Genomic DNA, 21,240 nt, shown 5'->3' on the forward strand with positions numbered 1-21,240 from the left:
ATGACAGATATTGTTAGGGTCAGTTTGGAAAATCTGGATGTAGAAGGCTTGAGCAAGCTTCTAGTCCTCGCCAAGGAGAGAAACCAGAGTAGCAGCCGAAAAGCTACGTTGATACGAAAGGTCGGGCGCGAAACCGCGCTAGCACCATCGTTTGCGCAGCAGCGGCTGTGGTTTTTGGCGCAGCTGGATCAGGGCAGCACGCAGTATCACATTCGGCTGGCGTGGCGGCTGAAGGGTGGGCTCGACCGCAGCGCCTGGCAACGCAGCCTGGACCGTTTGTTTGCGCGGCATGAGGCGCTGCGCAGCGTCTTTGTCACCTCGGAGGGCAAGCTCCGGGTTGAGCTTCTGCCGGAGGAGGCGGGGCTGCCGGTCGTGGAGCACGATCTGCGGGGCAGGCTGGATGCGGACGCCGCGCTGTCGCAGCTGTGCCAGCAGGAGGCGCGCGCGCCGTTTGATCTGGCGCGGGGCCCGCTGATCCGCGGCCGGCTGATCCGGCTGTCGGACGAGGCACACGTGTTGCTGCTGACCCAGCACCACATCGTCTCGGACGGCTGGTCGCTGGGCGTGTTGGTGGGCGAGCTCACTCAGCTGTACCGGGCATTCGCGGCTGGGCAGGACGATCCGCTGCCGCCGCTTGCGATCCAGTATCCGGACTATGCTGCCTGGCAACGGCAGTGGCTGTCGGGGGAACGGCTGCAGCGCCAGGCGCAGTATTGGCGCAGCAATCTGTCCGGCGCGCCGGCCCGTCTGGCGCTGCCGACGGACCGGCCGCGGCCGGCGCAACAGTCGTTTGCCGGGGCGACGGTCCCGATCATCATTGATGCGGATCTGACGCGGGGGCTGAAGCGGCTGAGCCGGCAGCATGGCACGACATTGTTCATGACCGTGCTGGCGGGGTGGGCTGCGGTGCTGTCGCGTCTGTCGGGACAGGACGATCTTGTGATCGGGGTGCCGAGTGCCAATCGGGGGCACCGCGAGATCGAAGAGCTGATCGGCTTCTTCGTCAACACCCTGGCGCTCCGGCTGGACCTGTCGGGCGAGCCGAGCGTGTCGGAGCTGTTGGAGCGGACGCGGCGCACGGCGTTGGGAGCGCAGGAGCACCAGGAGCTGCCGTTCGAGCAGGTGGTGGAGATCGTGCAGCCGCCGCGGGCTCTTGATCATACGCCGTTGTTCCAGGTGATGCTGGCCTGGGAGAACAATGCGGTTGGGTCATTGGACCTGCCGGGGCTGAGTGTGGAAGCTGCCGGGGAAGAGATTGATCAGGTCAAGTTCGATCTGGAGCTGAGCCTTGGCGAGCAGGGTGAGGAGATCGCCGGAACGCTGGCTTATGCCACCGCGCTGTTTGATCAGACGACGATCGAGCGGCAGCGGGATTATCTGCTGGCGCTGCTGCGGGCGATGGCTGCCGATGCGCAGCAAGAGGTCGGGCGGATTGAGCTGCTGTCGGCCGCCGAGCGCACCTATCTGCTGGAGGAGCTGAACCGGACGGCGGCACCGTACCCTGCGGAGCGGTGCATCCACGAACTGTTCGAGGCGCAGGTGCACAAGGCGCCGGATGCAGTGGCGGTGGTCTGCGATGATGAGCGGCTGAGCTATGGCGAGCTCAACGCGAAGGCCAACTGCCTGGCGCATCACCTGATCGCTCTCGGCGTCAAACCTGGGGATCGCATTGCCACCGTGCTGGACCGCTCGGCCGCTCTTGTGGTGGCACAGCTGGCGATTCTGAAGGCCGGCGGCGTGTATGTACCGATTGATCGCGCCCTTCCGGTGGCGCGACAAGAATTGTTGATGGCCGATTGTGCTGCACGCTTGGTGCTTTGCGCTGATGATCTGGTTGAGGCGAGGATACCTGTTCGTGCTATTGAGCCGCTCATAGCTGGCACGGAATGTAGTTCCGATCCTGGGCTGGCGTTGAGCGCTGAAACCGCCGCTTACGTCATGTACACCTCCGGCTCAACTGGCCTTCCCAAAGGAGTTGTTGTTCCTCATCGTGCCGTCAACCGGCTCGTGATCAACAGTGGGTATGTGAAGATCGATGCAGGAGATCGGGTGGCATGGGCTGGCAATCCCTCCTTCGACGCAAGCACATTCGAGGTATGGGCACCGCTGCTTAACGGTGGTTGCATTGTTGCCATGCATGCGGCCACCGTCAGGGATACTGCTAATGTTGCCCGGGCGCTTGAACAGCATCGGGTGACGTCACTGTTTCTGACAACAGCATTATTCAACCAATATACATCCTCGATTGCTCCGACTTTGGCGCAACTGAAGCACCTCCTCTGTGGGGGTGAGCGCAGTGATCTTGCCTCGTTTCTGAGATTGCTGAAAGAAAAGGGGCCCGTACGTCTTATTCACTGCTACGGCCCGACTGAGACGACCACCTTCGCAACGTTCTGGACTTGCCCGGCTGATTTCAAGGGGTCGGTGGTCCCAATCGGGCGCCCAATTGCCAACACGCGGGTGTACCTGCTGGATGGCCATGGCGCGCCGGTGCCGTTCGGGGCGGTGGGCGAGCTTTACATCGGCGGGGCGGGGGTGGCGCGGGGCTACCTGAACCGCCCTGAGCTGACGGCGGAGCGGTTCATCGCCAGCCCCTTTGTGGACGGCGACCGGCTGTACCGGACCGGCGACCTGGCACGCTACCTGGCGGGCGGCAATCTGGAGTTTTTGGGGCGCAACGACGACCAGGTGAAGATCCGCGGCTATCCGCATCGAGCCGGGCGAGATCGTCGCGCGGCTTTGCGAGCACGCCTGGGTGCGCGAGGCGGTGGTGGTGGCGCGCCAGAGCGGCGGCGGTGACAAGCATCTTATCGCCTATGTGGTCTGCGCGCCCGAGGCCGGCTCGGGCGAGGGCGAGGGAGGCGGGCTTGCGGGCGCCTTGCGCGCGCACTTAAGTGCGCGGCTGCCGGACTACATGGTGCCGAGCGCGTTCGTGCAGCTGGCGGGGCTGCCGCTGACGGTGAACGGCAAGCTCGATCGGAACGCGCTGCCGGCGCCGGCCGATCAGGCCTATGCGCTGGCGGCCTATGAATCGCCGCAGGGCGAGATCGAGACGGCGCTGGCAACGATCTGGGCCGAGCTTCTCGGTGTGGAGCGCATCGGGCGCCACGATCACTTCTTCGAACTGGGCGGCCACTCGCTGTTGGCAGTACAGATGTCGAGCCGGCTGTCGCAGGCGCAGGGTGTCGAGCTGCCGCTGCGGACGCTGTTTGCAAGACCGGTGCTGGCCGATCTGGCGGCAAGCATCGTCGAGCTGTTGAGCCGCTGCGGTCCGCAAGAGCTGCCGGCGATTGTGGCCGTGTCACGTCACGAGCCGCTTGTGCTGTCATTTGCGCAGCAGCGGCTGTGGTTTTTGGCGCAGCTGGATCAGGGCAGCACGCACTATCACGTGCCGCTGGCGTGGCGGCTGAAGGGTGGGCTCGACCGCAGCGCCTGGCAACGCAGCCTGGACCGTTTGTTTGCGCGGCATGAGGCGCTGCGCAGCGTCTTTGTCACCTCGGAAGGCAAGCTCCGGGTTGAGCTTCTGCCGGAGGAGGCGGGGCTGCCGGTCGTGGAGCACGATCTGCGGGGCAGGCTGGATGCGGACGCCGCGCTGTCGCAGCTGTGCCAGCAGGAGGCGCGCACGCCGTTTGATCTGGCGCGGGGCCCGCTGATCCGCGGCCGGCTGATCCGGCTGTCGGACGAGGCACACGTGTTGCTGCTGACCCAGCACCACATCGTCTCGGACGGCTGGTCGCTGGGCGTGTTGGTGGGCGAGCTCACTCAGCTGTACCGGGCATTCGCGGCTGGGCAGGACGATCCGCTGCCGCCGCTTGCGATCCAGTATCCGGACTATGCTGCCTGGCAACGGCAGTGGCTGTCGGGGGAACGGCTGCAGCGCCAGGCGCAGTATTGGCGCAGCAATCTGTCCGGCGCGCCGGCCCGTCTGGCGCTGCCGACGGACCGGCCGCGGCCGGCGCAACAGTCGTTTGCCGGGGCGACGGTCCCGATCATCATTGATGCGGATCTGACGCGGGGGCTGAAGCGGCTGAGCCGGCAGCATGGCACGACATTGTTCATGACCGTGCTGGCGGGGTGGGCTGCGGTGCTGTCGCGTCTGTCGGGACAGGACGATCTTGTGATCGGGGTGCCGAGTGCCAATCGGGGGCACCGCGAGATCGAAGAGCTGATCGGCTTCTTCGTCAACACCCTGGCGCTCCGGCTGGACCTGTCGGGCGAGCCGAGCGTGTCGGAGCTGTTGGAGCGGACGCGGCGCACGGCGTTGGGAGCGCAGGAGCACCAGGAGCTGCCGTTCGAGCAGGTGGTGGAGATCGTGCAGCCGCCGCGGGCTCTTGATCATACGCCGTTGTTCCAGGTGATGCTGGCCTGGGAGAACAATGCGGTTGGGTCATTGGACCTGCCGGGGCTGAGTGTGGAAGCTGCCGGGGAAGAGATTGATCAGGTCAAGTTCGATCTGGAGCTGAGCCTTGGCGAGCAGGGTGAGGAGATCGCCGGAACGCTGGCTTATGCCACCGCGCTGTTTGATCAGACGACGATCGAGCGGCAGCGGGATTATCTGCTGGCGCTGCTGCGGGCGATGGCTGCCGATGCGCAGCAAGAGGTCGGGCGGATTGAGCTGCTGTCGGCCGCCGAGCGCACCTATCTGCTGGAGGAGCTGAACCGGACGGCGGCACCGTATCCTGCGGACAAGTGCATCCAGGAGCTGTTCGAGGCGCAGGTGCGCAAGGCGCCGGAGGCGGTGGCGCTGGTCTATCAGGACCAGCGCGTAAGCTATGGCGCGCTCAATGCGCACGCCAACCAGCTGGCGCATCATCTGATCGCCCTCGGGGTGAAGCCGGATCAGCCGGTGGCAATCTGCGTTGCGCGCAGTCCGCTGATGGTGGTGGGGCTTTTGGCGATCCTGAAGGCCGGCGGGGCGTATGTGCCGCTGGACCCGGCCTATCCGTCGGCGCGGTTGCGCCAGGTGCTGGAGGATGCGGCGCCGCGGCTGCTGCTGACCGATGCGGCGGGCCGCGCCGCCTTGGGCGATGTGGGCCTCGATGCGAGCGTGCTGGAGCTCGATGCGGCGGCACCGGCCTGGGCCAGCCTGCCGGAATCGGATCCGGACCCGCGCGCGCTCGGCCTCACCTCCCGCCATCTCGCCTACGTGATCTACACCTCGGGATCCACCGGTACGCCCAAGGGCGTCATGGTCGAGCATCGGAGCTTGGTCAATTATCTCTCCTGGGCCCGCGATGCGTACGCTCCCAGATCATCCTCCGTGATTTCCTCGCCTCTGGTCTTCGATGCGACAATCAACAGCCTGTTTGCGCCTCTGATCTGTGGTGGCCATGCATTCCTTATAAAGGAGAGAGATGAGGTCGAAGGACTCAAAGAGACGGTCCGCTCGGACTGCGGGATCGTCAATATTACCCCGAGCCATCTGAATGCTCTTGGGCAACAGATGCTAGCGGACTCGGCGCCGAGCCGCGTTGGATTGCTTATCATCGGCGGTGAAGCGCTGTCGCATTCGACAGTGGAGTTGTGGCGCAGGATCCAGCCCACGGTGAGAATGGTGAACGAGTACGGCCCAACTGAAGCAGTTGTCGGTTGTATCTTCTATGACATTCCGAGAGAGCCATCTCTACCCAGCAACATCCCGATTGGCCGTCCGATTGCGAACACGCGTGTGTATCTGCTGGATGGTCATGGGGAGCCGGTGCCGTTCGGGGCGGTGGGCGAGCTCTGCATTGGCGGTGCGGGGGTGGCGCGGGGCTACCTGAACCGCCCTGAGCTGACGGCGGAGCGGTTCATCGCCAGCCCCTTTGTGGACGGCGACCGGCTGTACCGGACCGGCGACCTGGCACGCTACCTGGCGGACGGCAATCTGGAGTTTTTGGGGCGCAACGACGAGCAGGTGAAGATCCGCGGCTTCCGGATCGAGCCGGGCGAGATCGCGGCGCGGCTCCTCGAGCATCCGGCGGTGGGTGATGCGGTGGTGGTGGCGCGCGAGGATGGCCGCGGCGAGCAGCGGCTCGTTGCGTATGTCGTCGCCCCCGAAGCTGAGGAATCTGATCTTGCCGGGGGTTTGCGCGCACACTTGAGTGCGCGGCTGCCGGACTACATGGTGCCGTCTGCGTTCGTGCGGCTGGCGGGGCTGCCGCTGACGGTGAACGGCAAGGTCGATCGGAACGCGCTGCCGGCCCCGGGCGAGGAGGCGTATGCGCATCGCGCCTACGCGCCGCCGCAGGGCGAGATCGAGACGGCACTGGCAACGATCTGGGCCGAGCTTCTCGGTGTGGAGCGCATCGGGCGCCACGATCACTTCTTCGAACTGGGCGGCCACTCGCTGTTGGCGGTACAGTTGATGGAGCTTCTGCGGCGGCGGTCGCTGGGCATCGAAGTGCGCACCCTGTTCGCCCAGCCGGTGCTGGCGGATCTGGCCGCAAGCCTCGGCCACCATCAGGAGGTGGCGGTCCCGGCCAACCTGATCACCGAACGGAGTGCGGCGATCACGCCACAGATGCTGCCGCTGATCGAGCTGGCACAGGACGAGATCGACCGGATCATCGCCACGGTGCCCGGCGGGGTTGGCAACATCCAGGACATTTACGGCCTGTCGCCGCTGCAGGACGGCATCCTGTTCCATCATCTGCTGGCGGCAAAGGGCGATCCATACCTGCTGGTATCGCAGATGGCGTTTGCCGAGCGTGGGCTGCTCGAGCGCTATCTTGCCGCGGTCCAGCGGGTGGTGGATCGGCATGACATCCTGCGCACCTCGTTTGTCTGGGAGGGGCTGTCGCAGCCGGCCCAGGTGGTGTGGCGGAAGGCGCAACTGGAGGTGACCGAGGTCGAGCTGGATGGCGCTCATGGTGCTGGCGCCGAGCAGCTGAGGGAGCGGTTTGATCCGCGCCGGCACCGCATCGAGCTTGGCCGGGCGCCACTGCTGCGGTTTGTGATTGCGCGCGAGCCCGGCAGCGCGCGCTGGCTGCTGCTGGAGCTGCAGCATCATCTGATCGGGGATCACACCACGCTGGACGTGATGCATGCTGAGGTCCGGGCCGAGCTGGAGGGGCGCCAGCATGAGCTGCCGGCGCCGCAGCCGTTCCGCAATCTGGTGGCGCAGGTGCATCTACGCGGTGATGCCGAGGCGGACGAAGCGTTCTTCCGGGAGCTGCTGGCCGACATCGACGAGCCGACCACGCCGTTCGGCTTGAGCGAGGTGCGCGGCGACGGCGGCGGGGTTCGTGAGGCGCATCGGTTGTTGCCGCCGGCGCTCCATGCGCGGCTGCGGGAACAGGCGCGGCGGCTGGGCGTCAGTCTGGCAAGCCTGTGCCATCTGGCGTGGGGGCAGGTGGTGGCGCGCAGCAGCGGCCGCGAGCAGGTGGTGTTCGGCACGGTGCTGTTCGGCCGCCTGCAGGGCAACGCCGGCGCCGACCGCGCCATGGGGCTGTTCATCAACACCCTGCCGCTGCGGCTTGATCTTGATGGGACTGCGGTCGAGGCGAGCGTGCGAACCACGCATGCCCGGCTGGCCGAGCTGCTGGCACATGAGCATGCCTCGCTGGCGCTGGCGCAGCGCTGCAGTGCCATTGCGGCGCCGGCGCCGCTGTTCAGCGCGTTGTTGAACTACCGCCACAACACCGCGGCGGTCGCCACCGCAACCGATGACAGTCTGGTGGGCGTGGAATGGCTGGGCGGGGAGGAGCGCACCAATTATCCGCTGACCTTGTCAGTGGAGGATTTTGGCGAGGCGCTCGGGCTGACGGCGCAGGTGGCGGAGCCTATCTCGGCGGATCGGATCTGCGGCTACATGCAGCGGGCGCTCGAGCAGCTGGCAGAGGCGCTGGAGCGGGCGCCGGACACGCCGGTGCGGGAGCTGGACATCCTGCCAGCGGACGAGCGTACCTATCTGCTGGAGGAGCTGAACCGGACGGCGGCACCGTATCCTGCGGACAAGTGCATCCAGGAGCTGTTCGAGGCGCAGGTGCGCAAGGCGCCGGAGGCGGTGGCGCTGGTCTATCAGGACCAGCGCGTAAGCTATGGCGCGCTCAATGCGCACGCCAACCAGCTGGCGCATCATCTGATCGCCCTCGGGGTGAAGCCGGATCAGCCGGTGGCAATCTGCGTTGCGCGCAGTCCGCTGATGGTGGTGGGGCTTTTGGCGATCCTGAAGGCCGGCGGGGCGTATGTGCCGCTGGACCCGGCCTATCCGTCGGCGCGGTTGCGCCAGGTGCTGGAGGATGCGGCGCCGCGGCTGCTGCTGACCGATGCGGCGGGCCGCGCCGCCTTGGGCGATGTGGGCCTCGATGCGAGCGTGCTGGAGCTCGATGCGGCGGCACCGGCCTGGGCCAGCCTGCCGGAATCGGATCCGGATACGCGCGCGCTCGGCCTCACCTCCCGCCATCTCGCCTACGTGATCTACACCTCGGGATCCACCGGTACGCCCAAGGGCGTCATGGTCGAGCATGCTCAGATCGTTCGTTTGTTCGAGGCGACGCAGGAATGGTATGGGTTCACTGAACAGGACGTATGGTGCCTGTTCCATTCCTTCTCGTTCGACTTCTCGGTGTGGGAGTTGTGGGGCGCACTGCGTTATGGCGGTCGTTTGATTCTTGTGCCGAGCGACACCGCTCGCTCTGCTCCTGACTTCGATGATCTCATCTGCAAGTCCGGCGTTACAGTTCTGAATCAGACCCCTTCGGCTTTTAAAGCTCTTGTGGATCTGGAGCGTCAGCGCGGTGCTCGAAACCGCCTTCGCTACGTTATTTTGGGTGGAGAGGCTCTGGAGCCATCGATTCTGAAGCCGTGGTATGCAAGGCATTCAGATCGTGCACCACAATTGATCAACATGTACGGTATTACGGAAACGACCGTGCATGTCACCTATCGGTCTCTTGATCAGTCTGACACCACCGATTCGGGCAGTCAGATCGGAAGGCGCATTCCCGATCTTCGGATCTATCTGCTGGACGATCATGGGGAGCCGGTGCCGTTCGGGGCGGTGGGCGAGCTCTGCATTGGCGGTGCGGGGGTGGCGCGGGGCTACCTGAACCGCCCTGAGCTGACGGCGGAGCGGTTCATCGCCAGCCCCTTTGTGGACGGCGACCGGCTGTACCGGACCGGCGACCTGGCACGCTACCTGGCGGACGGCAATCTGGAGTTTTTGGGGCGCAACGACGAGCAGGTGAAGATCCGCGGCTTCCGGATCGAGCCGGGCGAGATCGCGGCGCGGCTCCTCGAGCATCCGGCGGTGGGTGATGCGGTGGTGGTGGCGCGCGAGGATGGCCGCGGCGAGCAGCGGCTCGTTGCGTATGTCGTCGCCCCCGAAGCTGAGGAATCTGATCTTGCCGGGGGTTTGCGCGCACACTTGAGTGCGCGGCTGCCGGACTACATGGTGCCGTCTGCGTTCGTGCGGCTGGCGGGGCTGCCGCTGACGGTGAACGGCAAGGTCGATCGGAACGCGCTGCCGGCCCCGGGCGAGGAGGCGTATGCGCATCGCGCCTACGCGCCGCCGCAGGGCGAGATCGAGACGGCGCTGGCAACAATCTGGGCCGAGCTTCTCGGTGTGGAGCGCATCGGGCGCCACGATCACTTCTTCGAACTGGGCGGCCACTCGCTGTTGGCAGTACAGATGTCGAGCCGGCTGTCGCAGGCGCAGGGTGTCGAGCTGCCGCTGCGGACGCTGTTTGCAAGACCGGTGCTGGCCGATCTGGCGGCAAGCATCGTCGAGCTGTTGAGCCGCTGCGGTCCGCAAGAGCTGCCGGCGATTGTGGCCGTGTCACGTCACGAGCCGCTTGTGCTGTCATTTGCGCAGCAGCGGCTGTGGTTTTTGGCGCAGCTGGATCAGGGCAGCACGCACTATCACGTGCCGCTGGCGTGGCGGCTGAAGGGTGGGCTCGACCGCAGCGCCTGGCAACGCAGCCTGGACCGTTTGTTTGCGCGGCATGAGGCGCTGCGCAGCGTCTTTGTCACCTCGGAGGGCAAGCTCCGGGTTGAGCTTCTGCCGGAGGAGGCGGGGCTGCCGGTCGTGGAGCACGATCTGCGGGGCAGGCTGGATGCGGACGCCGCGCTGTCGCAGCTGTGCCAGCAGGAGGCGCGCACGCCGTTTGATCTGGCGCGGGGCCCGCTGATCCGCGGCCGGCTGATCCGGCTGTCGGACGAGGCACACGTGTTGCTGCTGACCCAGCACCACATCGTCTCGGACGGCTGGTCGCTGGGCGTGTTGGTGGGCGAGCTCACTCAGCTGTACCGGGCATTCGCGGCTGGGCAGGACGATCCGCTGCCGCCGCTTGCGATCCAGTATCCGGACTATGCTGCCTGGCAACGGCAGTGGCTGTCGGGGGAACGGCTGCAGCGCCAGGCGCAGTATTGGCGCAGCAATCTGTCCGGCGCGCCGGCCCGTCTGGCGCTGCCGACGGACCGGCCGCGGCCGGCGCAACAGTCGTTTGCCGGGGCGACGGTCCCGATCATCATTGATGCGGATCTGACGCGGGGGCTGAAGCGGCTGAGCCGGCAGCATGGCACGACATTGTTCATGACCGTGCTGGCGGGGTGGGCTGCGGTGCTGTCGCGTCTGTCGGGACAGGACGATCTTGTGATCGGGGTGCCGAGTGCCAATCGGGGGCACCGCGAGATCGAAGAGCTGATCGGCTTCTTCGTCAACACCCTGGCGCTCCGGCTGGACCTGTCGGGCGAGCCGAGCGTGTCGGAGCTGTTGGAGCGGACGCGGCGCACGGCGTTGGGAGCGCAGGAGCACCAGGAGCTGCCGTTCGAGCAGGTGGTGGAGATCGTGCAGCCGCCGCGGGCTCTTGATCATACGCCGTTGTTCCAGGTGATGCTGGCCTGGGAGAACAATGCGGTTGGGTCATTGGACCTGCCGGGGCTGAGTGTGGAAGCTGCCGGGGAAGAGATTGATCAGGTCAAGTTCGATCTGGAGCTGAGCCTTGGCGAGCAGGGTGAGGAGATCGCCGGAACGCTGGCTTATGCCACCGCGCTGTTTGATCAGACGACGATCGAGCGGCAGCGGGATTATCTGCTGGCGCTGCTGCGGGCGATGGCTGCCGATGCGCAGCAAGAGGTCGGGCGGATTGAGCTGCTGTCGGCCGCCGAGCGCACCTATCTGCTGGAGGAGCTGAACCGGACGGCGGCACCGTATCCTGCGGACAAGTGCATCCAGGAGCTGTTCGAGGCGCAGGTGCGCAAGGCGCCGGAGGCGGTGGCGCTGGTCTATCAGGACCAGCGCGTAAGCTATGGCGCGCTCAATGCGCACGCCAACCAGCTGGCGCATCATCTGATCGCCCTCGGGGTGAAGCCGGATCAGCCGGTGGCAATCTGCGTTGCGCGCAGTCCGCTGATGGTGGTGGGGCTTTTGGCGATCCTGAAGGCCGGCGGGGCGTATGTGCCGCTGGACCCGGCCTATCCGTCGGCGCGGTTGCGCCAGGTGCTGGAGGATGCGGCGCCGCGGCTGCTGCTGACCGATGCGGCGGGCCGCGCCGCCTTGGGCGATGTGGGCCTCGATGCGAGCGTGCTGGAGCTCGATGCGGCGGCACCGGCCTGGGCCAGCCTGCCGGAATCGGATCCGGACCCGCGCGCGCTCGGCCTCACCTCCCGCCATCTCGCCTACGTGATCTACACCTCGGGATCCACCGGTACGCCCAAGGGCGTCATGGTCGAGCATCGGAGCTTGGTCAATTATCTCTCCTGGGCCCGCGATGCGTACGCTCCCAGATCATCCTCCGTGATTTCCTCGCCTCTGGTCTTCGATGCGACAATCAACAGCCTGTTTGCGCCTCTGATCTGTGGTGGCCATGCATTCCTTATAAAGGAGAGAGATGAGGTCGAAGGACTCAAAGAGACGGTCCGCTCGGACTGCGGGATCGTCAATATTACCCCGAGCCATCTGAATGCTCTTGGGCAACAGATGCTAGCGGACTCGGCGCCGAGCCGCGTTGGATTGCTTATCATCGGCGGTGAAGCGCTGTCGCATTCGACAGTGGAGTTGTGGCGCAGGATCCAGCCCACGGTGAGAATGGTGAACGAGTACGGCCCAACTGAAGCAGTTGTCGGTTGTATCTTCTATGACATTCCGAGAGAGCCATCTCTACCCAGCAACATCCCGATTGGCCGTCCGATTGCGAACACGCGTGTGTATCTGCTGGATGGTCATGGGGAGCCGGTGCCGTTCGGGGCGGTGGGCGAGCTCTGCATTGGCGGTGCGGGGGTGGCGCGGGGCTACCTGAACCGCCCTGAGCTGACGGCGGAGCGGTTCATCGCCAGCCCCTTTGTGGACGGCGACCGGCTGTACCGGACCGGCGACCTGGCACGCTACCTGGCGGGCGGCAATCTGGAGTTTTTGGGGCGCAACGACGAGCAGGTGAAGATCCGCGGCTTCCGGATCGAGCCGGGCGAGATCGCGGCGCGGCTCCTCGAGCATCCGGCGGTGGGTGATGCGGTGGTGGTGGCGCGCGAGGATGGCCGCGGCGAGCAGCGGCTCGTTGCGTATGTCGTCGCCCCCGAAGCTGAGGAATCTGATCTTGCCGGGGGTTTGCGCGCACACTTGAGTGCGCGGCTGCCGGACTACATGGTGCCGTCTGCGTTCGTGCGGCTGGCGGGGCTGCCGCTGACGGTGAACGGCAAGGTCGATCGGAACGCGCTGCCGGCCCCGGGCGAGGAGGCGTATGCGCATCGCGCCTACGCGCCGCCGCAGGGCGAGATCGAGACGGCGCTGGCAACGATCTGGGCCGAGCTTCTCGGTGTGGAGCGCATCGGGCGCCACGATCACTTCTTCGAACTGGGCGGCCACTCGCTGTTGGCGGTACAGTTGATGGAGCTTCTGCGGCGGCGGTCGCTGGGCATCGAAGTGCGCACCCTGTTCGCCCAGCCGGTGCTGGCGGATCTGGCCGCAAGCCTCGGCCACCATCAGGAGGTGGCGGTCCCGGCCAACCTGATCACCGAACGGAGTGCGGCGATCACGCCACAGATGCTGCCGCTGATCGAGCTGGCACAGGACGAGATCGACCGGATCATCGCCACGGTGCCCGGCGGGGTTGGCAACATCCAGGACATTTACGGCCTGTCGCCGCTGCAGGACGGCATCCTGTTCCATCATCTGCTGGCGGCAAAGGGCGATCCATACCTGCTGGTATCGCAGATGGCGTTTGCCGAGCGTGGGCTGCTCGAGCGCTATCTTGCCGCGGTCCAGCGGGTGGTGGATCGGCATGACATCCTGCGCACCTCGTTTGTCTGGGAGGGGCTGTCGCAGCCGGCCCAGGTGGTGTGGCGGAAGGCGCAACTGGAGGTGACCGAGGTCGAGCTGGATGGCGCTCATGGTGCTGGCGCCGAGCAGCTGAGGGAGCGGTTTGATCCGCGCCGGCACCGCATCGAGCTTGGCCGGGCGCCACTGCTGCGGTTTGTGATTGCGCGCGAGCCCGGCAGCGCGCGCTGGCTGCTGCTGGAGCTGCAGCATCATCTGATCGGGGATCACACCACGCTGGACGTGATGCATGCTGAGGTCCGGGCCGAGCTGGAGGGGCGCCAGCATGAGCTGCCGGCGCCGCAGCCGTTCCGCAATCTGGTGGCGCAGGTGCATCTACGCGGTGATGCCGAGGCGGACGAAGCGTTCTTCCGGGAGCTGCTGGCCGACATCGACGAGCCGACCACGCCGTTCGGCTTGAGCGAGGTGCGCGGCGACGGCGGCGGGGTTCGTGAGGCGCATCGGTTGTTGCCGCCGGCGCTCCATGCGCGGCTGCGGGAACAGGCGCGGCGGCTGGGCGTCAGTCTGGCAAGCCTGTGCCATCTGGCGTGGGGGCAGGTGGTGGCGCGCAGCAGCGGCCGCGAGCAGGTGGTGTTCGGCACGGTGCTGTTCGGCCGCCTGCAGGGCAACGCCGGCGCCGACCGCGCCATGGGGCTGTTCATCAACACCCTGCCGCTGCGGCTTGATCTTGATGGGACTGCGGTCGAGGCGAGCGTGCGAACCACGCATGCCCGGCTGGCCGAGCTGCTGGCACATGAGCATGCCTCGCTGGCGCTGGCGCAGCGCTGCAGTGCCATTGCGGCGCCGGCGCCGCTGTTCAGCGCGTTGTTGAACTACCGCCACAACACCGCGGCGGTCGCCACCGCAACCGATGACAGTCTGGTGGGCGTGGAATGGCTGGGCGGGGAGGAGCGCACCAATTATCCGCTGACCTTGTCAGTGGAGGATTTTGGCGAGGCGCTCGGGCTGACGGCGCAGGTGGCGGAGCCTATCTCGGCGGATCGGATCTGCGGCTACATGCAGCGGGCGCTCGAGCAGCTGGCAGAGGCGCTGGAGCGGGCGCCGGACACGCCGGTGCGGGAGCTGGACATCCTGCCAGCGGACGAGCGTACCTATCTGCTGGAGGAGCTGAACCGGACGGCGGCACCGTATCCTGCGGACAAGTGCATCCAGGAGCTGTTCGAGGCGCAGGTGCGCAAGGCGCCGGAGGCGGTGGCGCTGGTCTATCAGGACCAGCGCGTAAGCTATGGCGCGCTCAATGCGCACGCCAACCAGCTGGCGCATCATCTGATCGCCCTCGGGGTGAAGCCGGATCAGCCGGTGGCAATCTGCGTTGCGCGCAGTCCGCTGATGGTGGTGGGGCTTTTGGCGATCCTGAAGGCCGGCGGGGCGTATGTGCCGCTGGACCCGGCCTATCCGTCGGCGCGGTTGCGCCAGGTGCTGGAGGATGCGGCGCCGCGGCTGCTGCTGACCGATGCGGCGGGCCGCGCCGCCTTGGGCGATGTGGGCCTCGATGCGAGCGTGCTGGAGCTCGATGCGGCGGCACCGGCCTGGGCCAGCCTGCCGGAATCGGATCCGGATACGCGCGCGCTCGGCCTCACCTCCCGCCATCTCGCCTACGTGATCTACACCTCGGGATCCACCGGTACGCCCAAGGGCGTCATGGTCGAGCATCGGAGCACTGTCAACCTGCTGCATTGGAGCAGCGGCGTGTTTGCGGAATCAGAAATCAGCCGGACGCTGTTTGCCACCTCGATCAGCTTTGATCTGTCGATCTACGAGTGCTTCGTTCCACTCTCGCAAGGAACCAGGCTGCACCTTGTCGAGAATGCGCAAACGCAGTCGGATGTCTCCTTAATCAACACCGTCCCTTCGGCGATCGCCGCTCTGCTCGATCAGAAAGCAGTACCGGCTTCGACAAGCGTCATCAATTTGGCCGGCGAGCGGCTGAAGGCGGATCTCATCGCGAAGGCATTTGAGAGCAGTGGTGTCGAGAAGATCTGTAATCTGTACGGTCCTTCCGAGACAACGACCTACTCGACCTGGATTTGCATACGAAGGGGGGACGTTGTCGTTGAAACGATTGGCCGTCCGATTGCGAACACGCGTGTGTATCTGCTGGATGGTCATGGGGAGCCGGTGCCGTTCGGGGCGGTGGGCGAGCTCTGCATTGGCGGTGCGGGGGTGGCGCGGGGCTACCTGAACCGCCCTGAGCTGACGGCGGAGCGGTTCATCGCCAGCCCCTTTGTGGACGGCGACCGGCTGTACCGGACCGGCGACCTGGCACGCTACCTGGCGGACGGCAATCTGGAGTTTTTGGGGCGCAACGACGAGCAGGTGAAGATCCGCGGCTTCCGGATCGAGCCGGGCGAGATCGCGGCGCGGCTCCTCGAGCATCCGGCGGTGGGTGATGCGGTGGTGGTGGCGCGCGAGGATGGCCGCGGCGAGCAGCGGCTCGTTGCGTATGTCGTCGCCCCCGAAGCTGAGGAATCTGATCTTGCCGGGGGTTTGCGCGCACACTTGAGTGCGCGGCTGCCGGACTACATGGTGCCGTCTGCGTTCGTGCGGCTGGCGGGGCTGCCGCTGACGGTGAACGGCAAGGTCGATCGGAACGCGCTGCCGGCCCCGGGCGAGGAGGCGTATGCGCATCGCGCCTACGCGCCGCCGCAGGGCGAGATCGAGACGGCGCTGGCAACGATCTGGGCCGAGCTTCTCGGTGTGGAGCGCATCGGGCGCCACGATCACTTCTTCGAACTGGGCGGCCACTCGCTGTTGGCGGTACAGTTGATGGAGCTTCTGCGGCGGCGGTCGCTGGGCATCGAAGTGCGCACCCTGTTCGCCCAGCCGGTGCTGGCGGATCTGGCCGCAAGCCTCGGCCACCATCAGGAGGTGGCGGTCCCGGCCAACCTGATCACCGAACGGAGTGCGGCGATCACGCCACAGATGCTGCCGCTGATCGAGCTGGCACAGGACGAGATCGACCGGATCATCGCCACGGTGCCCGGCGGGGTTGGCAACATCCAGGACATTTACGGCCTGTCGCCGCTGCAGGACGGCATCCTGTTCCATCATCTGCTGGCGGCAAAGGGCGATCCATACCTGCTGGTATCGCAGATGGCGTTTGCCGAGCGTGGGCTGCTCGAGCGCTATCTTGCCGCGGTCCAGCGGGTGGTGGATCGGCATGACATCCTGCGCACCTCGTTTGTCTGGGAGGGGCTGTCGCAGCCGGCCCAGGTGGTGTGGCGGAAGGCGCAACTGGAGGTGACCGAGGTCGAGCTGGATGGCGCTCATGGTGCTGGCGCCGAGCAGCTGAGGGAGCGGTTTGATCCGCGCCGGCACCGCATCGAGCTTGGCCGGGCGCCACTGCTGCGGTTTGTGATTGCGCGCGAGCCCGGCAGCGCGCGCTGGCTGCTGCTGGAGCTGCAGCATCATCTGATCGGGGATCACACCACGCTGGACGTGATGCATGCTGAGGTCCGGGCCGAGCTGGAGGGGCGCCAGCATGAGCTGCCGGCGCCGCAGCCGTTCCGCAATCTGGTGGCGCAGGTGCATCTACGCGGTGATGCCGAGGCGGACGAAGCGTTCTTCCGGGAGCTGCTGGCCGACATCGACGAGCCGACCACGCCGTTCGGCTTGAGCGAGGTGCGCGGCGACGGCGGCGGGGTTCGTGAGGCGCATCGGTTGTTGCCGCCGGCGCTCCATGCGCGGCTGCGGGAACAGGCGCGGCGGCTGGGCGTCAGTCTGGCAAGCCTGTGCCATCTGGCGTGGGGGCAGGTGGTGGCGCGCAGCAGCGGCCGCGAGCAGGTGGTGTTCGGCACGGTGCTGTTCGGCCGCCTGCAGGGCAACGCCGGCGCCGACCGCGCCATGGGGCTGTTCATCAACACCCTGCCGCTGCGGCTTGATCTTGATGGGACTGCGGTCGAGGCGAGCGTGCGAACCACGCATGCCCGGCTGGCCGAGCTGCTGGCACATGAGCATGCCTCGCTGGCGCTGGCGCAGCGCTGCAGTGCCATTGCGGCGCCGGCGCCGCTGTTCAGCGCGTTGTTGAACTACCGCCACAACACCGCGGCGGTCGCCACCGCAACCGATGACAGTCTGGTGGGCGTGGAATGGCTGGGCGGGGAGGAGCGCACCAATTATCCGCTGACCTTGTCAGTGGAGGATTTTGGCGAGGCGCTCGGGCTGACGGCGCAGGTGGCGGAGCCTATCTCGGCGGATCGGATCTGCGGCTACATGCAGCGGGCGCTCGAGCAGCTGGCAGAGGCGCTGGAGCGGGCGCCGGACACGCCGGTGCGGGAGCTGGACATCCTGCCAGCGGACGAGCGTACCTATCTGCTGGAGGAGCTGAACCGGACGGCGGCACCGTATCCTGCGGACAAGTGCATCCAGGAGCTGTTCGAGGCGCAGGTGCGCAAGGCGCCGGAGGCGGTGGCGCTGGTCTATCAGGACCAGCGCGTAAGCTATGGCGCGCTCAATGCGCACGCCAACCAGCTGGCGCATCATCTGATCGCCCTCGGGGTGAAGCCGGATCAGCCGGTGGCAATCTGCGTTGCGCGCAGTCCGCTGATGGTGGTGGGGCTTTTGGCGATCCTGAAGGCCGGCGGGGCGTATGTGCCGCTGGACCCGGCCTATCCGTCGGCGCGGTTGCGCCAGGTGCTGGAGGATGCGGCGCCGCGGCTGCTGCTGACCGATGCGGCGGGCCGCGCCGCCTTGGGCGATGTGGGCCTCGATGCGAGCGTGCTGGAGCTCGATGCGGCGGCACCGGCCTGGGCCAGCCTGCCGGAATCGGATCCGGATACGCGCGCGCTCGGCCTCACCTCCCGCCATCTCGCCTACGTGATCTACACCTCGGGATCCACCGGTACGCCCAAGGGCGTCATGGTCGAGCATCGGAGCTTGGTCAATCTTATAATATGGCATGTGCAAACCTTTTGTCGCCAGCCAGAAACCTGCTGCGCGCTCACGGCTGGAGTAGCGTTCGATGCCAGCACCTGGGAGCTATGGTCTGCGTTATGTAACCGCAGCACGTTGCTGCTCCCGCCCAGAGCGTCAGCAGCAGATTCTCTTCTGCTCCAATGGTGGCGTGATCAGTCACCTGACATTGGCTTCTTGATCACCCCGCTCGCGACAATCGCATTGGAGTATAAGCTGGTAAACTCCAAGGTGGAGTACTTGCTTGTTGGCGGTGATCGTCTCCAGCGTGTTCCTGGATCGCTAGCACCGAACCTAAAACTGATAAACAACTATGGACCTACGGAAGCTACCGTAGTGGCGACCTCGGGACGGCTCTTCGCCGAAGACGTAGTGCCGCATATTGGCCGTCCGATTGCGAACACGCGTGTGTATCTGCTGGACGATCATGGGGAGCCGGTGCCGTTCGGGGCGGTGGGCGAGCTCTGCATTGGCGGTGCGGGGGTGGCGCGGGGCTACCTGAACCGCCCTGAGCTGACGGCGGAGCGGTTCATCGCCAGCCCCTTTGTGGACGGCGACCGGCTGTACCGGACCGGCGACCTGGCACGCTACCTGGCGGGCGGCAATCTGGAGTTTTTGGGGCGCAACGACGAGCAGGTGAAGATCCGCGGCTTCCGGATCGAGCCGGGCGAGATCGCGGCGCGGCTCCTCGAGCATCCGGCGGTGGGTGATGCGGTGGTGGTGGCGCGCGAGGATGGCCGCGGCGAGCAGCGGCTCGTTGCGTATGTCGTCGCCCCCGAAGCTGAGGAATCTGATCTTGCCGGGGGTTTGCGCGCACACTTGAGTGCGCGGCTGCCGGACTACATGGTGCCGTCTGCGTTCGTGCGGCTGGCGGGGCTGCCGCTGACGGTGAACGGCAAGGTCGATCGGAACGCGCTGCCGGCCCCGGGCGAGGAGGCGTATGCGCATCGCGCCTACGCGCCGCCGCAGGGCGAGATCGAGACGGCGCTGGCAACAATCTGGGCCGAGCTTCTCGGTGTGGAGCGCATCGGGCGCCACGATCACTTCTTCGAACTGGGCGGCCACTCGCTGTTGGCGGTACAGTTGATGGAGCTTCTGCGGCGGCGGTCGCTGGGCATCGAAGTGCGCACCCTGTTCGCCCAGCCGGTGCTGGCGGATCTGGCCGCAAGCCTCGGCCACCATCAGGAGGTGGCGGTCCCGGCCAACCTGATCACCGAACGGAGTGCGGCGATCACGCCACAGATGCTGCCGCTGATCGAGCTGGCACAGGACGAGATCGACCGGATCATCGCCACGGTGCCCGGCGGGGTTGGCAACATCCAGGACATTTACGGCCTGTCGCCGCTGCAGGACGGCATCCTGTTCCATCATCTGCTGGCGGCAAAGGGCGATCCATACCTGCTGGTATCGCAGATGGCGTTTGCCGAGCGTGGGCTGCTCGAGCGCTATCTTGCCGCGGTCCAGCGGGTGGTGGATCGGCATGACATCCTGCGCACCTCGTTTGTCTGGGAGGGGCTGTCGCAGCCGGCCCAGGTGGTGTGGCGGAAGGCGCAACTGGAGGTGACCGAGGTCGAGCTGGATGGCGCTCATGGTGCTGGCGCCGAGCAGCTGAGGGAGCGGTTTGATCCGCGCCGGCACCGCATCGAGCTTGGCCGGGCGCCACTGCTGCGGTTTGTGATTGCGCGCGAGCCCGGCAGCGCGCGCTGGCTGCTGCTGGAGCTGCAGCATCATCTGATCGGGGATCACACCACGCTGGACGTGATGCATGCTGAGGTCCGGGCCGAGCTGGAGGGGCGCCAGCATGAGCTGCCGGCGCCGCAGCCGTTCCGCAATCTGGTGGCGCAGGTGCATCTACGCGGTGATGCCGAGGCGGACGAAGCGTTCTTCCGGGAGCTGCTGGCCGACATCGACGAGCCGACCACGCCGTTCGGCTTGAGCGAGGTGCGCGGCGACGGCGGCGGGGTTCGTGAGGCGCATCGGTTGTTGCCGCCGGCGCTCCATGCGCGGCTGCGGGAACAGGCGCGGCGGCTGGGCGTCAGTCTGGCAAGCCTGTGCCATCTGGCGTGGGGGCAGGTGGTGGCGCGCAGCAGCGGCCGCGAGCAGGTGGTGTTCGGCACGGTGCTGTTCGGCCGCCTGCAGGGCAACGCCGGCGCCGACCGCGCCATGGGGCTGTTCATCAACACCCTGCCGCTGCGGCTTGATCTTGATGGGACTGCGGTCGAGGCGAGCGTGCGAACCACGCATGCCCGGCTGGCCGAGCTGCTGGCACATGAGCATGCCTCGCTGGCGCTGGCGCAGCGCTGCAGTGCCATTGCGGCGCCGGCGCCGCTGTTCAGCGCGTTGTTGAACTACCGCCACAACACCGCGGCGGTCGCCACCGCAACCGATGACAGTCTGGTGGGCGTGGAATGGCTGGGCGGGGAGGAGCGCACCAATTATCCGCTGACCTTGTCAGTGGAGGATTTTGGCGAGGCGCTCGGGCTGACGGCGCAGGTGGCGGAGCCTATCTCGGCGGATCGGATCTGCGGCTACATGCAGCGGGCGCTCGAGCAGCTGGCAGAGGCGCTGGAGCGGGCGCCGGACACGCCGGTGCGGGAGCTGGACATCCTGCCAGCGGACGAGCGTACCTATCTGCTGGAGGAGCTGAACCGGACGGCGGCACCGTATCCTGCGGACAAGTGCATCCAGGAGCTGTTCGAGGCGCAGGTGCGCAAGGCGCCGGAGGCGGTGGCGCTGGTCTATCAGGACCAGCGCGTAAGCTATGGCGCGCTCAATGCGCACGCCAACCAGCTGGCGCATCATCTGATCGCCCTCGGGGTGAAGCCGGATCAGCCGGTGGCAATCTGCGTTGCGCGCAGTCCGCTGATGGTGGTGGGGCTTTTGGCGATCCTGAAGGCCGGCGGGGCGTATGTGCCGCTGGACCCGGCCTATCCGTCGGCGCGGTTGCGCCAGGTGCTGGAGGATGCGGCGCCGCGGCTGCTGCTGACCGATGCGGCGGGCCGCGCCGCCTTGGGCGATGTGGGCCTCGATGCGAGCGTGCTGGAGCTCGATGCGGCGGCACCGGCCTGGGCCAG

General features: G+C 66.6%; 2 protein-coding genes (1 of these 2 only partly in view). Both read left to right on the forward strand.

The genetic code is table 11. The annotated features are described in order from the left end of the window. Positions 1–2,799 carry a non-ribosomal peptide synthetase gene (locus tag HAP48_RS00255; RefSeq protein ID WP_234622322.1) on the forward strand — a complete coding sequence of 933 codons (2,799 nt, stop codon included), beginning with the start codon at positions 1–3 and terminating at the stop codon, positions 2,797–2,799. Then, positions 2,756–21,240, forward strand: partial view of a non-ribosomal peptide synthase/polyketide synthase gene (locus tag HAP48_RS00260; protein ID WP_234622323.1) — the 5' portion only. 14,986 nt of this gene lie beyond the right edge of the window; only the first 18,485 of its 33,471 coding nucleotides appear in the window; the start codon lies at positions 2,756–2,758; its stop codon lies beyond the right edge, outside the window. Before HAP48_RS00255 ends, HAP48_RS00260 begins: the two co-directional genes overlap by 44 nt.

The sequence above is a fragment of the Bradyrhizobium septentrionale genome, from assembly GCF_011516645.4.
In the GTDB taxonomy this organism is placed as follows: domain Bacteria; phylum Pseudomonadota; class Alphaproteobacteria; order Rhizobiales; family Xanthobacteraceae; genus Bradyrhizobium; species Bradyrhizobium septentrionale.

What these genes read in the sequence shown, in the direction of transcription:
- HAP48_RS00255 (WP_234622322.1), top strand. Translation starts at nt 1, where the DNA reads ATGACAGATATTGTTAGGGTCAGTTTGGAAAATCTGGATGTAGAAGGC.